This is a genomic window from Aedoeadaptatus urinae (assembly GCF_900155585.1).
Lineage (GTDB): Bacteria > Bacillota > Clostridia > Tissierellales > Peptoniphilaceae > Aedoeadaptatus > Aedoeadaptatus urinae.
Genome location: NZ_LT707418.1, coordinates 678,053 through 691,044, shown reverse-complemented (window position 1 = coordinate 691,044; position 12,992 = coordinate 678,053). Strand labels below are relative to the sequence as shown.

Genomic DNA, 12,992 nt, shown 5'->3' with positions numbered 1-12,992 from the left:
GCCTATTTCACCAGATCCGACAGATGGAGCGGTTCTTTGAAGCGCGCCTTGATTAAATCGGCCACCAGTTCCTCTTCGTAGAGATCGAAGATTTTGTTGACGAGGCTCAAGTTCAGGGACTCTTTCAGCTCCAAGCCTTCCTTCACCAAGTCCACGGCATCGAAGAAGCCGCGAATATCCATGGCGTGGTGGGTGATTTCGTTGGCGTCGGCCTTGCGTTGGATGTCCGCCACCAGTCGGCACAGGTCGCGGATAAAGGCGGGCTTCAGCTCCGGATAGGTTTCGGCGATCAATAGACTCAGGTCGTCGTCTGCGAGAGGCGGCATTTTCAGCACGACGAAACGAGACAGCAGGGCTTCGTTTAAGTCCCGGGTGCCCTCGTAGCCGTAGTTCATGGTGGCGATAAAGCGGGTGGCGGGGTGGATTTTGATCAGGTCGTAGCCCGGCATGTCGATGATGCGCCGGTAGTCCAAGGCGGAGTGGAGCACGGCCAGAGCTTCGTTTTTCGCCATGTTGATCTCATCCAGCACGGCGAAGCCGCCGACCTTCGCCGCCAAGGTAATGGGGCCTTCTCTGAAAAACACGTCGCCGCCCTTTAAGCTGTCGTCGCCCAGCAGGGCCGGGGCGTCGATGCTCATGTGAAGGGACACGTTCCACAGAGGGCGCTGAAAGTGGGCGGCTAAATTTTCCGCCAGCACGTTTTTGCCCGTGGATTTTTCGCCGACGAGGAGCAAATTTTTTCCTGACAAAATGGCTGCCGTGGCGGCGCGCAGCATTTCCTCGCCGTGGTAGTGGAAGCGGGGTTGGGGAATGCGGTCTTTGTATTCCCGAGGGACAGGATTCGATTCGATAAATTGTTCGATGGTGTTGTTTTGATTCATGTTCATCTCTCATTTATTTTTTCACTTCGATTTGCCGTCAATACATGAACGGCTGGTCTTATATGTATTGTACCACTAAAATAAGTCGGTATTCTGAAAAACCGCGCCGGGGCCGGAAAAATGCTTCAATGGTTCATCAGCGGCCGGTTATAAGAAAAAAGCAACAGAAAAAGCCCGCCGAAGCGGGCTCTTTTTGTCGATCTCTTCTCTTTAGAAGGGTTCAAAGTTTTGCATGTTCCACCATTCCTGTTGGTAGATGTCGTATTGTTTTTGCAGGGTTTCGACGTGGCTTTCTTCCCATTTTGCCAGGATGTCGAAGAGCTTTTTGGATTCAGCGCTTTCGACCTTATCTTTGGCTTCGGTGTAGAATTTCACGGAATCCTTTTCCATGTTCAGACCTACGGAGAAGACGGTAACGGCCAGGCGAACCATGTCTTCGTCGACCTTATCCCATTTGAAGATGCCCGGGGAGGGTACTTCTTTTTTCAGGGCTTCGGGATCGAAGTTAATGCTTCTGGAGTCGTCGATGATTTTTTCGGAAAGGCTCCTTAAATATTCGATGTGGTCTTCTTCTTGGCGTGCCAGGTCTAAGAGGGCGTCTTTCGTTGCGGAGGGGGCGAATTTGTCTGCAGACAGCTTGTAGAATTCAGCGCCTTCCACTTCGTTGAGCATAGCTTGTCTTAGGATTTCAACTTCATTTCGCATTGAGGATCTCCTTCATTTTGTCTTGGCCGAATTTCAGGGCGTCTAAGTTCATTTTCGTCACTTTTTCACCTTTTTTGCCGTAGAGCTTGTCGACGGCCTTTTCCAAGGCTTGTTGGCTAACCATGTTCAGAACGGTGTTAAATGCGCCGATCATGATCATGTTCAGGACTCTGGGGTTGCCGTATTCTGCGGTGAGGTCGTTGACGGGCAGGTGGTGAGACGTAATGTCTTTTCTGCTCGTGTCTTTGTTGACCAGGGAGCTGTTAATGAAAATGTGGCCGCCCGGTGCGACGTAGGATTCGAATTTGTCCAGCGAGGGTTCGTTCATAACGATGGCTGCATCGGCGGTAGAGATGTTCGGTGCGCCGATGGGCTCGTCGGAAATGATGACGGAGCAGTTTGCTGCGCCGCCGCGCATGGCGGGGCCGTAGGAGGGCAACCAGGATACGTGTTTATCGTCGAACATGCCGGCATAGGTCAACAGTTGGCCGATGCCCATAACGCCTTGGCCGCCGAAGCCGGATACGATTACTCTGTTAGTAGCCATTATAGATCCTCCCCGTTACGCAAATTTCCCAAAGGATAGTAGGGAATCATGTTTTCTTCCAACCATTTCAATGCTTCTGCCGGCGGGTAACCCCAGTTGGTGGGGCAGGCGGAAAGGACTTCCACGATGCCGAAGCCTTTGCCTTCCAATTGGATTTCGAAGCAGCGTTTAATAGCTTTTTTCGCTTTACGAATGTTGGCCGGTGTGTTGACGGCAACCCGTTCGACGAATTTTGCGCCGTCGATGGTGGCGAGCATTTCGGCGATGCGGATGGGACGTCCGGACCAGTCGACTTGACGGCCCAAAGGCGAGGTGGTGGTCTTTTGGCCGATCAAAGTGGTCGGAGCCATTTGACCGCCGGTCATGCCGTAGATGGCGTTGTTAACGAAGATGGTGGAAATCTTTTCGCCGCGGTGAGCTGCTTGAACGATTTCGCCGGAGCCGATGGATGCCAAGTCGCCGTCGCCTTGATAGGTGAAGACGAATTTTTCAGGAGTGGAGCGTTTGATGCCGGTAGCGACGGCCGGTGCACGTCCGTGGGCAGCTTCGTACATATCGCAGTTAAAGTATTTGTATGCGAGTACGGCACAGCCGACGGGGGCGACGCCGATGGTGTTGTCGGTGATGCCTAATTCTTCCAAGCATTCAGCCACGAGCTTGTGGATGACGCCGTGGGTACAGCCGGGGCAGTAGTGGGTAGGAACGTCGGTTAATGCTTTACTTTTCGTGTAGATGAGTTTTTCCATTTTACGCCTCCAATAACTTTAAAGCCACGTCTCTGAGTTCTTCAGCCGTGGGGATCATACCGCCTTGGCGTCCGTAGAATTCAACGGGGATTCTTCCGAGGACGGCGAGACGGACGTCTTCCACCATTTGACCTTGGTTTAATTCCACGTCTAAAATGACTTTACAATTGTCGTTGATCTTATCGTAGGCATTATCGGGGAAGGGCCAAAGGGTAATCGGGCGAACGTAGCCGACCTTGTAGCCTTCGGCTTTTAATAATTCGCCTGCGGAACGGCAGATACGGCTGGTGGTTCCGAATGCGGTAAAGACGATGTCGGCGTCTTCCACGTCGATCACTTCGGCGCGCTTTTCGTTTTCGGTAATGGCTTTGTATTTAGCGATGAGCTTTTTGTTTTGTGCTTCCAATTCGTCGGGAGAGAGGAAGAGGGAGTTAATAATATGGGGTTCCCGTTTGCCTTGGGTACCGGTAGCTGCCCAGTCGGATTTGTCAAAGGTTTTGGTTTCAAATTCTTTGAATTCGATGGGTTCCATCATTTGTCCGAGCATGCCGTCGCCGCACATAATAACGGGGGTGCGGTATTCATCAGCCAGGTCAAAGCCCAGGTGAATTAAGTCGACCATTTCTTGGATCGATGCAGGAGCTAAGGTGAGGGTGCGATAGTCGCCGTTGCCGCCGCCGCGAGTGGATTGGAAATAGTCAGTTTGTGACGGTTGAATGGAGCCGAGGCCCGGGCCGCCACGCATCATGTTGATGATCATGCAGGGAAGCTCGCAAGCAGCGATGTAGCTGATGCCTTCTTGCATAAGTGAAACGCCGGGGGAAGAGGAGCTGGTTGCTACGCGGGTGCCGGTGCCGGCAGAGCCGTAGAGCATGTTGATCGCAGCGACTTCCGATTCGGCTTGAAGGAAGGTTCCGCCGATCTTCGGCAGTTCTCTTGCTAAGTATTCGGGAACTTCGGATTGAGGCGTAATGGGGTATCCGAAATAGGTTTTGCAACCTGCGGCGATAAGTGCGGCGCCGACAGCTTCGTTACCTTTGATTAGAATTTTTTCAGACATGTGAGACTCCTTTCACTCTTCGATGCGGTAGACGCTGATGACAGAGTCGGGGCAGATGATGGCGCACGATGCACATGCGATGCAGTCATCCGGATTTTTTGCGTAGGCAGGTCTGTAGCCCTTAGGGTTTAATTCGTCGGTTTTTAAAGCCAACACGTCCTTGGGACAGACAGAGACGCAAAGGGCGCAACCCTTGCAGTACTCTTGATCGAAAGTGACTTTTCCTTTTGCCATTGGTTTTCCTCCTTATAGCATCCATTGATCTCTGAAATACAGATCGATGGGAAGAATATACAGATCGTTTGTGCGCGCCTTGACCTCGTCGACCAAGTCCCGCTTACATGCCGTGCCCAACAGAGGCAAGCCCGTTTGATCGCTCACCGCTTCAGCCAATTTCAGGCCCCCCACAACATCGTCTGCCGTGGTGTCCTTTAAAAAGTGGGCGGTGTTAAATAAGCCGGTGATTTGCGTTCCGCTGGTAGCCTGAGTGTCCTCCATAAATTTGATGACCTGCTCAGGGGTTTTTGTTTCGGGACGATTGGAGTTGATGACAAAGATCTGCTCGTATCCCGTTTCCTCCAGGGTGGGGCGGTAGCGGGCGAGGGCGCGAGCACCGGAGGGATTGCCGCCGACGTCGACGATGACCCGTCCTTTCGAATACAAAAGGGCTGCGTCGATCGCCGGATCCAGCGCGGGAATATCCACGGCACGAGCCTTGACACCGGTGGAGAGGGTGCGGATCCCCTTTTCATTCATGAGATCGTCCTTGTCTCTGATGCGGAAATAGGTATTAATAATATCTAAATCCACAATGGTCACCTCTTCGCCTTCCTCGCGAAGCTGAAGGCCCAAGTTAATGGACATTTCCGTCTTACCGCTGCCGAAGTGGCCGGTAATAATGAGAATCCTGTGATGCTTCTTCCAATCCATAATTTCTTCCTTTCTTAAAGAATCGCAGCGAAAAACGTCGACGCCTTGGTTAACGTTTTCTGCTAAAGACAATATACCATATATATGAAAAGTCCGAAAGGCGTAGCTAAAATTAAGCAAATTACGCCTCAATTTTCGGTTTTCGGTTTAAGATGTAACGTTATCGGTTATTTTTATAGTAAGAATAATAACAGGAGGGCCTTATGAGAGAAAAAGTAAATGAACGTCTTCGCTTGGAAGCAAAGAGCGGCTTTAAAAAATCCCGGGAAGCGGAAGATGCCGTGCGTCGATTTAAACGTCGGCAGTCGGAGCTGGTTCTGCCTCTTTTGGGAAAAAAGGCCGCGGCCGCAGCCGCCGGTGTCTTTTTGCGCTCCCTTTCCCGTCGCCCACGGCCCATGTATTTGGCGCGCCGGGTGCAGCGGGCCCGCCTGTCCTCTCGGCGGCGCTTCTTCACGGGAGCGGATCTTTCCCGCGCGGTACACACCACGAGCTATCACCTGCGTGGCCTGAGACGAGGTGAACGGCGTGGCCGATAGAAGCAAGCTTTTTCGCGGCGTCGACGGGGGGGCCCTGGATGCTTATTTAAAGAATTTGGGCGCCTATGAACGAAAGGTGGCCGCCGGAGAGTACGTCTTTCGAGAAGAGGACGAGGCGACGGGGCTTTTTATTCTTCTCGACGGAGTAGTGGAGGTGGAGAAAAACGATTATTCCGGCAAGCGGCAAATGGTCAATCGATTCGACAAGCCCGAGACGGTGTTCGGCGAGGTGTATCTGTTTTTGGAAGACAGGCCCTACGACTTTGCCTGCCGCGCCGTGAAGGACAGCCGCCTGCTTTTCGTGCCCAAAGAAGCCTTCGATCTCGCGGGCGGCGCCACAGCTCAGCGTTTAACAGAAAATATGCTTCAGGTCCTAGCGAAGAAAGCCTATTTTCTCAATCAAAAGCTGCTCATCCTCTCGGCGGGAAGCCTTCGCAAAAAGATCGCCCGCCACTTGCTCTTTAAAAATCCCGAAGGCGAGCCAATGACGCTGATGAACCGGGAAGAGCTCGCCGATTACCTGGCCGTGCCCCGGCCCTCACTGTCTCGCGAGCTGATGAAAATGCATCGAGAAGGCTATATCGATTTGAAGGGCAGGGAGCTGTCCTTCGATCCGGAAAAATTAGAATCCCTTTTATTTTAGTTTTTAACTGTGCGTAACAATGGTTACGTACAATTTATTTGCCCGCGCATATACTGGAGCTAAGCTAAAACAAGAATATAGAAGGAGGCAACAGATGTTTTGTTTTCAATGTCAGGAAACCGCCGGCAATAAAGGCTGTACCGTCAAAGGGGTTTGCGGAAAGACCAAGGACGTGGCGGATCTGCAGGATTTACTGATTTACGTCACCAAGGGCCTGGCCCAAGTGGCCAATCGCAAGGGGGATTTAGGCGATAAGAAAATCGCCGTACAAGACCGCATCGCGGACAATCTCTTTACCACCATTACCAATGCGAACTTCAATTCGCAAACGGTGGAAGAATACATTGTAAAGACCCTGGACATGAAAAAGGAATTGGCCGAAGGCATGGCTGATCTTCCCGCCGAAGCTGCATTCGACGTGCGGGAAGGGCTTACGGAAGCCGCGAAGGCCGATGCAATCGGCGTTCTCGCCACGAAAGATGAAGACATTCGCTCTTTAAGAGAACTCATTACCTACGGCTTAAAGGGCACGGCGGCCTACACCCGCCACGCCAATGTGCTGGGCTTCAGAGACGACGAGGTCCACGCCTTTATTGCCGAAGCTTTGGAAAAGATCACCGACGATAATTTGTCTGTGGAGGATCTCGTGGCTCTCACCTTAAAGACCGGGGAAAACGGCGTCAAGGCCATGGCTCTTTTAGATGAAGCCAACACGACGAAATTCGGCCATCCGGAAATGACGGAGGTGTCCTTGGAGCCGCGGGACAATCCCGGGATTTTAATTTCCGGCCACGACCTAAAGGATATGGAAGAGCTCCTCGAACAAACGGCAGGCACCGGCGTGGACGTGTACACCCACTCGGAAATGCTTCCCGCCAATTACTATCCCGCATTTAAAAAGTACGATCACTTCGTCGGCAATTACGGCGGCAGCTGGTGGCATCAAAAAGAAGAGTTTGCAAGCTTCAACGGCCCCATCCTTATGACCACCAACTGCATCGTGCCGCCGAAGGACGACAGCTATTTGGACCGCCTCTACACCACCGGCGTGGCAAGCTATCCGGGTGCGAAATTCATTGAAGAAGACGCAAAGGGCCACAAGGATTTTTCCGCCCTTATCGAGCAGGCCAAGGGTTGCGAGGCGCCTGAAAAAATCGAAGAAGGCACCCTCGTCGGCGGCTTCGCCCACAATCAAGTCTTCGCTCTCGCGGATAAGGTCGTGGATGCGGTGAAGAGCGGCGCCATTAAGAAATTCGTGGTCATGGGCGGCTGCGACGGACGCCAAAGAGACCGCAACTACTACGAAGAATTTGCCAAGGCTCTGCCCGACGACACGGTGATTTTAACGGCGGGCTGTGCCAAGTATCGCTACAATAAACTGCACATGGGCGACATCGGCGGCATTCCCCGGGTCTTGGACGCCGGCCAATGCAACGACTCCTACTCCCTGGCCGTCATCGCCATGAAGCTGCAGGAAATTTTCGGCTTGAACGACATTAACGAGCTGCCCATCGTCTACAACATCGCCTGGTACGAACAAAAGGCCGTCATCGTCCTCTTGGCCCTTTTGTCTCTGGGCGTGAAAAATATTCACTTGGGCCCCACCCTTCCCGCCTTCTTAAGCGAAAATGTGGTGAAGGTGCTGGTGGAAAATTTCAACATTGCCCCCAACGGCACCGTGGAAGAAGACATTCAAAACCTGATTCTGGCCTAAGGATTTTGCACAAAAAAAGAAGGAAGGCAGATCCTTCCTTCGGCATAATGATGAAACCCGCCACGCGGCGGGTTTTTTTATGGGCGAAATAAACTCTGCCCCTTATTTCATTGCCTTTAAGACAAGGTGCCGTGTTTTTCGTAGGTTGCGATTTGTTTGACGCCGTTGTTTTCGTCCACAAAGACCACCTTCGGCGCGTAGGCCGTAAGCTCATTGGCCTCGTATGCGGCGTAGCTCATGATAATCACCTTGTCTCCCACAGAGACCAGTCGTGCGGCGGCGCCGTTTAAACAAATCACGCCGCTGTTGCGTTCGCCGGCAATGGTGTAGGTCTCCAAACGGGATCCGTTGTCGATGTCCACCACTTGCACCTTCTGATACTCTCTAATGCCCGAGGCCTCCAGGAGCGCCTCATCGATGGTAATGCTTCCCACATAGTTAAGTTCAGCTTGGGTCACCGTCGCCCGGTGAATTTTGCCCTGTAACATTTCTACTTGCATAATTCTCCTTATAAAATTGTCGGCGGAAAATCCGCTGTGTCTTCATGCCCCTTAAAGGGCGAGTATCGTTTATAAAAATACGATCTCCGGAAAATACTATACGCCGATGAACTGGCCAATGCAATTTATTTTAGGGATTGTATATTTTATTCGGGGGGGGGGGTAAAATAGTAGCGTAGGAATTGTTTTAGAAAGGAGAAACCATGAAAAAATTAGTACTTATTTTACTCGCCCTGTGCTTCATCCCCACCTTGGCCTTCGCCAACGGGCCGGATGACGACGACGAATACCCCATCGACGTCTACATTAAGGGCGTGCAAGCCGCCATGTTCGACGACTTTACCGGCGTGGAAATGAAAGACAATCGCGTCACCCTGCCGGTGCGCGTGGTCACCGAAGGACTGGGCGGCAAGGTCAACTGGAACGCAGAGAAGCGTCAGGTCACCTTGACGAAAGGCGACAAGAATGTGGTCATGACCATCGGCAAAAAGGCCTACACGGTCAACGGCGTGAAGAAGACCATGGACACGGTGCCCCGCATTTCTAAAAACCGCACCTATCTGCCCATGCGCTTCGTCGCCGAAGCCCTGGGCGTGAAGGTGCAATGGGACGAAAAGAATCGGGCGGCCTTTTTCGGCGACATGGAAATCGGCAAAAAGGTTAAGGGTGAAACGGTTCAGGTCTATAAGAACGTCACCGTCACCATTCCCGAAGACAAGAAAGGCATGTTCCTGTACAAGGAAGAAAAAATGGACGACGGCTATTTGAGAAAGAGCCTCTACGAAAAGAAAAACCACGCCTTCGACGAAGCCATCGGCTGGGTGGGTTGCTTCGACATCGCCGACAAGCCGGAAGGCGACATTCCCTGTTACGTCGTGGGGCGGATCGGGAACAAGTACCTAATCTTCATCTGCGCCTCCGACGTGCAAACCAGCTTGGAAAGTAAGGAATTACAAAAGGCCTACAATGACGCGCGGAAACAATTGCCGGAGATTCTGTCCACGGTTCAAATTACGAAATAAGTGCAAACAAAGAGACGGAGGTTCACGCCTCCGTCTTTTGCGTTTGAGCTATTATTTAAACATGAAGAACCATTTGAAAAACAAATAGATACAGAAATTATAAATTATTTATCTATATCGAACCGTTTTCATTATTTCTTGTGTATACTGATTTTGTAGTTTAATGTGCTTCCGTGTGAAGCACATAGAATTTATAAGATTTAGAAAAGCTCAGAGGTGAAAGAATGGAAAAGTATTTTTCAAAAATGAAGTACGTTTTACTCCTTGTGGCTGCAATGATGCTGCTGGTATCTTGCGGAAAAGCGGAAACAAACAATGGTAAAACGGAAAATGCAAATGCAAACAAAAACGCAAACGAAAGCACGGAAGCGGCAGCCGGCGACGACAAGAAATACGGATTGGATATTTCTGAAATCACCGTCGCCACATCCCCCGGCTACAAGCCCTTCGAGTTCATGGATGGCGACAAACTGGTCGGTTACGATATCGACATCTGGAACGAATTTGAAAAGAGAACGGGCATTAAAGTTAACTGGGAACAAGCTGACTTCGCCGGTCTTTTAGGTTTACTCGATACGGACAGAGCCCAAGTAGTAGCCGCCCAAATGGGACCGACGCCGGAACGCGAACAAAGATATGCTTTCTCGGAACCGATCTCTTATTTCAAATCTTTAATCATTGTAAGAGAAGATGAAAAAGACATTAAGACGGCTGAAGACCTGGCAGGCAAAACAATCGGCGTCGGTGCAGGCAACAATATGAAGAATGATATTGACGCCATGTACCCCAACGGTGAAGTGAAGTGGGAAATTTACAACTCCGCAACCCTTGAAGGCATGTTGAAGGAAGTGGCTAACGGAAAGATCGACGGCTGCTTAGCACAAGACGTCCAAGGTCTTACCGCCATTAAAGACACGGGCCTTCCTCTGAAGGTAACGCCTGCATTCAAGAGTGAACCGGGGACATTAGTTGTAAAGAAGGAAAACAAGGAACTCCTCGATGCCATCAATGCATTTATCGCCGACATTCAAGCAGACGGCACATTACAAAAAATCTCTGAAAAATGGGTAGGAATGGACATCACAAAAGCTGAATAATTGTTCTAAGAAAAGGAGCAAAAATGGATTATTTTATCAATCAGTTTTTGCCTTATTTTATACAAATGTTCCCGATGCTGGTTAAAGGACTAAAGATAACGGCTTACTTATCTTTAGTCTCTTTTTCTATTGCACTGGCATTAGCTGTCATTTTGACGGTGTTGCAATTGTTAAATAATAAGGCGATTAATTCTGTTATCAATGTTTTTAAAGCGTATTGCCGAGCCACGCCTGTGCTTATTCAATTGTTTATCTTTTATTACGGTTTACCTGAAGTATTTGAACCGATGAAGATGATTCCGAAGTCGGCGGCTTTGGTTATCTGCCTTTCTTTAAACAGTGCGGCATACATTTCTGAAATTTTAAGAGGGGCCATTGATAGTGTGGATCGAGGCCAATATGAGGCGAGTGTGTCTTTCGGCATGTCTCTTCCCATGGCCATGCGACGTGTCATTTTGCCTCAAGCAAGCGTTGCGGCCACACCGTCTATAATCAACGCTTTATTGGATCTGATTAAGATGACCTCTATAGGTATGACCATAGGCATCATGGACATCATGGGAAGCGCCCAATACACGGCGGCGGTGACCTATAGAACCTTAGAAACATACCTTATTGCCGCTGTCTTTTATTGGGTCGTCATCATCATTGTGGCCCAATTCCAAAAGAGATTCGAAAGACGAATTTCCGTGGCTTATAAGAAATAGGAGGTGTCGGTTTGATTGAAATTTCGAAATTAAGAAAGAGCTTTTCCGGTACCGAAGTTTTAAAAGGCATCGATCTTCGCATCGATCCGGGAACGACGACGGCAATCATCGGCCCTTCGGGAACGGGAAAATCGACTTTGCTTCGGTGTTTGAATTTGCTGGAGCGGCCGGATTCAGGGACCGTCAATTTCGACGGAAAAGGTGTCGACTTTGCCAATCTGTCAAAAGAAGATATTAAATTTGTTCGAAGCCAAGCGTCCATGGTATTCCAAAGTTCGAATTTGTACAAGAACATGACTGCCATTGAAAACATTATGGAGCCGCTGGTCACCGTCCAGGGCGTCGATAAACAAGAGGCGCGACAACGAGCGGAAAAATGGTTGGAAACCGTCGGCTTAATAGGAAAGGCCAACGCCTATCCCATTACCTTATCCGGTGGCGAACAGCAACGTGTGGGCATCGCACGAGCTGTTGCCGTCAATGCGAACTTGGTTCTTTTCGACGAGCCCACCTCGGCTCTCGACCCTGAACTCAAAGGCGAAGTTTTAGAGGTCATTAAGGATTTAGCCATCGACCGCACGACGACGATGTTGATTGTGACCCACGAAATGGAATTTGCTAAAGAGGTAGCCGATCGAATCATCTTTATGGAAGGCGGGCACATTGTTGAAGAAGGCCCGCCCAATGTGATCTTTACCGATCCCAAAGAAGAGCGGACCCGTGAATTTTTAAATCGCACGGCGAATGTTGCCGAAGAAGCAAAAGTAGATAAAGACATTAACCGTCGCTATTCCAATTCCTTAAAGTGGAAAGAAATTCTTCCGGAAAACGCTCTTTATTCCTTAAAGGTCGAGGACTTAGATTTTGAAATGCCGGTTAAATTACGCGACAGAATTATGGCTCGTCTTTCCAGTGACGTTGCGGGAATCGACTTTTTGTCGGACAATTTTTACCGTTCGGTTATTGATTGGATGAAGAGTCAATACGGCTACGGGACGGAACAGGGAAAAATATCCTATGCGAAAAGCGCTGAACTCGCGCTGAGAAATATTTTAGAAAGCTTTACGGAAGTCGGGAGCGAGGTTCTTATCCTGTCCTCTGAACGAGATAAATATGAACGGTTAATAGAAAATGCGGGGCGCGTAAGTTACTATGCAAATATCGCTGATGAAGACGTCTCTGCCGTGAAGGTTAAGTTGGCAGAGTGCCTTCAAGAGGGTACTGAGATGATCGTTCTGTCGAATCCGGATCTGTTTTTATCGAAGACCTATTCCGGTGACATGCTTAATGAGATTGCAGAATTTGCCAGCGAAAAGAATCTCGTCCTCGTAGGCATGGAAGCGGGGCAAGAATTCTTACTCGGTCAGCCGTCTTTCCGCACGGTTTTAGATTTTACTCGCGATGTGAACACGCCGGCGTTTTCCATTATGAACCCGACGGTCTCATTCAATATGCCGGGCCTTGAATTTGCTCTCGCTTTAAGTAATAATGAAGTCTTCACGCAAAAATTCACATCAACCTACGAAGAGAAATATTATCCCCGTCCCTCTTGCTTAGATGAAATCATCATGAAGGACATGGGAAACAATCGGGATTGGCTAATGGCGTCGAGAGAAGTCATCGAAAACAATCGCCGCGACTTTTTGGAATGTTTGGAAAAAGGCGGGCTGAAACTTTTCGGCTTAGGTACAAAAAGCCACATTTTGGGAATCGACTGCCGGTCCATGAACCTATCCGACAAGCAGCTGAGAAGCTTTTGGAAGGAAAAGGCCTTTGCCATTCCCACTATGGGATCGGAAATCAATCAAGATTTAACCAGCATCGTCTATTTTAATGTGGGCTGTTCCGGTTTTCAAATGAAAAAGGTCATTTATAATGTAACGAAAGCATTGGGGGAATTATAA

At 49.8% G+C, this 12,992-nt stretch carries 15 protein-coding genes; 7 read left to right on the top strand and 8 right to left on the bottom strand.

Going from position 1 to position 12,992, the window contains the following annotated elements:
• Positions 1-2 precede the first annotated feature (2 nt).
• The 7 genes from BQ7397_RS08550 to BQ7397_RS08520 all read right to left on the bottom strand — a co-directional run bounded on the left by BQ7397_RS08550 (position 3) and on the right by BQ7397_RS08520 (position 4,869).
• Positions 3-881 (bottom strand): AAA family ATPase, encoded by an 879-nt coding sequence (locus BQ7397_RS08550; RefSeq protein ID WP_083703478.1) that lies wholly within the window; start codon positions 879-881, stop codon positions 3-5.
• Between the two features lie 210 nt (positions 882-1,091).
• On the bottom strand, positions 1,092-1,586 hold the full coding sequence (locus tag BQ7397_RS08545; protein ID WP_077075650.1) for a ferritin-like domain-containing protein: 495 nt from the start codon (positions 1,584-1,586) through the stop codon (positions 1,092-1,094).
• Positions 1,576-2,133 carry a 2-oxoacid:ferredoxin oxidoreductase subunit gamma family protein gene (locus tag BQ7397_RS08540; protein WP_077075649.1) on the bottom strand — a complete coding sequence of 186 codons (558 nt, stop codon included), beginning with the start codon at positions 2,131-2,133 and terminating at the stop codon, positions 1,576-1,578. Before BQ7397_RS08540 ends, BQ7397_RS08545 begins: the two co-directional genes overlap by 11 nt.
• On the bottom strand, positions 2,133-2,879 hold the full coding sequence (locus BQ7397_RS08535) for a thiamine pyrophosphate-dependent enzyme (RefSeq protein ID WP_077075648.1): 747 nt from the start codon (positions 2,877-2,879) through the stop codon (positions 2,133-2,135). The genes BQ7397_RS08540 and BQ7397_RS08535 overlap by 1 nt, the downstream gene beginning before the upstream one ends.
• Before the next feature lies 1 nt (position 2,880).
• Positions 2,881-3,939, bottom strand: coding sequence for a 3-methyl-2-oxobutanoate dehydrogenase subunit VorB (locus tag BQ7397_RS08530; RefSeq protein WP_077075647.1), 1,059 nt, complete (start codon positions 3,937-3,939; stop codon positions 2,881-2,883).
• Positions 3,940-3,951: 12 nt separating this feature from the next.
• Positions 3,952-4,173: a 4Fe-4S dicluster domain-containing protein gene (locus tag BQ7397_RS08525; protein WP_077075646.1), complete on the bottom strand. Its 222-nt coding sequence runs from the start codon at positions 4,171-4,173 to the stop codon at positions 3,952-3,954.
• Positions 4,174-4,185: 12 nt separating this feature from the next.
• Positions 4,186-4,869: a P-loop NTPase family protein gene (locus tag BQ7397_RS08520; RefSeq protein WP_077075645.1), complete on the bottom strand. Its 684-nt coding sequence runs from the start codon at positions 4,867-4,869 to the stop codon at positions 4,186-4,188.
• A 203-nt stretch (positions 4,870-5,072) separates the two neighbouring features.
• On the opposite strand from BQ7397_RS08520, the gene BQ7397_RS08515 reads away from it, so the two are divergent.
• The 3 genes from BQ7397_RS08515 (at position 5,073) to hcp (ending at position 7,762) form a co-directional block, all read left to right on the top strand.
• Positions 5,073-5,405, top strand: a complete 333-nt coding sequence (locus tag BQ7397_RS08515; RefSeq protein WP_077075644.1) for a hypothetical protein — start codon at positions 5,073-5,075, stop codon at positions 5,403-5,405.
• Positions 5,395-6,048, top strand: coding sequence for a Crp/Fnr family transcriptional regulator (locus tag BQ7397_RS08510; RefSeq protein WP_159435167.1), 654 nt, complete (start codon positions 5,395-5,397; stop codon positions 6,046-6,048). The genes BQ7397_RS08515 and BQ7397_RS08510 overlap by 11 nt, the downstream gene beginning before the upstream one ends.
• Before the next feature lie 94 nt (positions 6,049-6,142).
• Complete coding sequence (gene hcp / locus BQ7397_RS08505) at positions 6,143-7,762, top strand: hydroxylamine reductase (RefSeq protein ID WP_077075642.1); 1,620 nt, start codon at positions 6,143-6,145, stop codon at positions 7,760-7,762.
• A gap of 116 nt (positions 7,763-7,878) precedes the next feature.
• Here hcp and panD read toward each other — a convergent pair whose 3' ends face one another.
• Positions 7,879-8,262, bottom strand: a complete 384-nt coding sequence (gene panD / locus BQ7397_RS08500) for an aspartate 1-decarboxylase (protein ID WP_077075641.1) — start codon at positions 8,260-8,262, stop codon at positions 7,879-7,881.
• 203 nt (positions 8,263-8,465) lie between these two features.
• On the opposite strand from panD, the gene BQ7397_RS08495 reads away from it, so the two are divergent.
• From BQ7397_RS08495 to BQ7397_RS09605, 4 genes are all read left to right on the top strand, one after another.
• On the top strand, positions 8,466-9,284 hold the full coding sequence (locus BQ7397_RS08495; RefSeq protein WP_077075640.1) for a copper amine oxidase N-terminal domain-containing protein: 819 nt from the start codon (positions 8,466-8,468) through the stop codon (positions 9,282-9,284).
• A 224-nt stretch (positions 9,285-9,508) separates the two neighbouring features.
• Positions 9,509-10,381 carry a transporter substrate-binding domain-containing protein gene (locus BQ7397_RS08490; protein ID WP_077075639.1) on the top strand — a complete coding sequence of 291 codons (873 nt, stop codon included), beginning with the start codon at positions 9,509-9,511 and terminating at the stop codon, positions 10,379-10,381.
• 23 nt (positions 10,382-10,404) lie between these two features.
• A complete protein-coding gene (locus tag BQ7397_RS08485; RefSeq protein WP_083703477.1) occupies positions 10,405-11,088 on the top strand; it encodes an amino acid ABC transporter permease in 684 nt (227 codons plus the stop codon).
• A gap of 11 nt (positions 11,089-11,099) precedes the next feature.
• Positions 11,100-12,992, top strand: a complete 1,893-nt coding sequence (locus BQ7397_RS09605; protein ID WP_083703476.1) for an aminotransferase class I/II-fold pyridoxal phosphate-dependent enzyme — start codon at positions 11,100-11,102, stop codon at positions 12,990-12,992.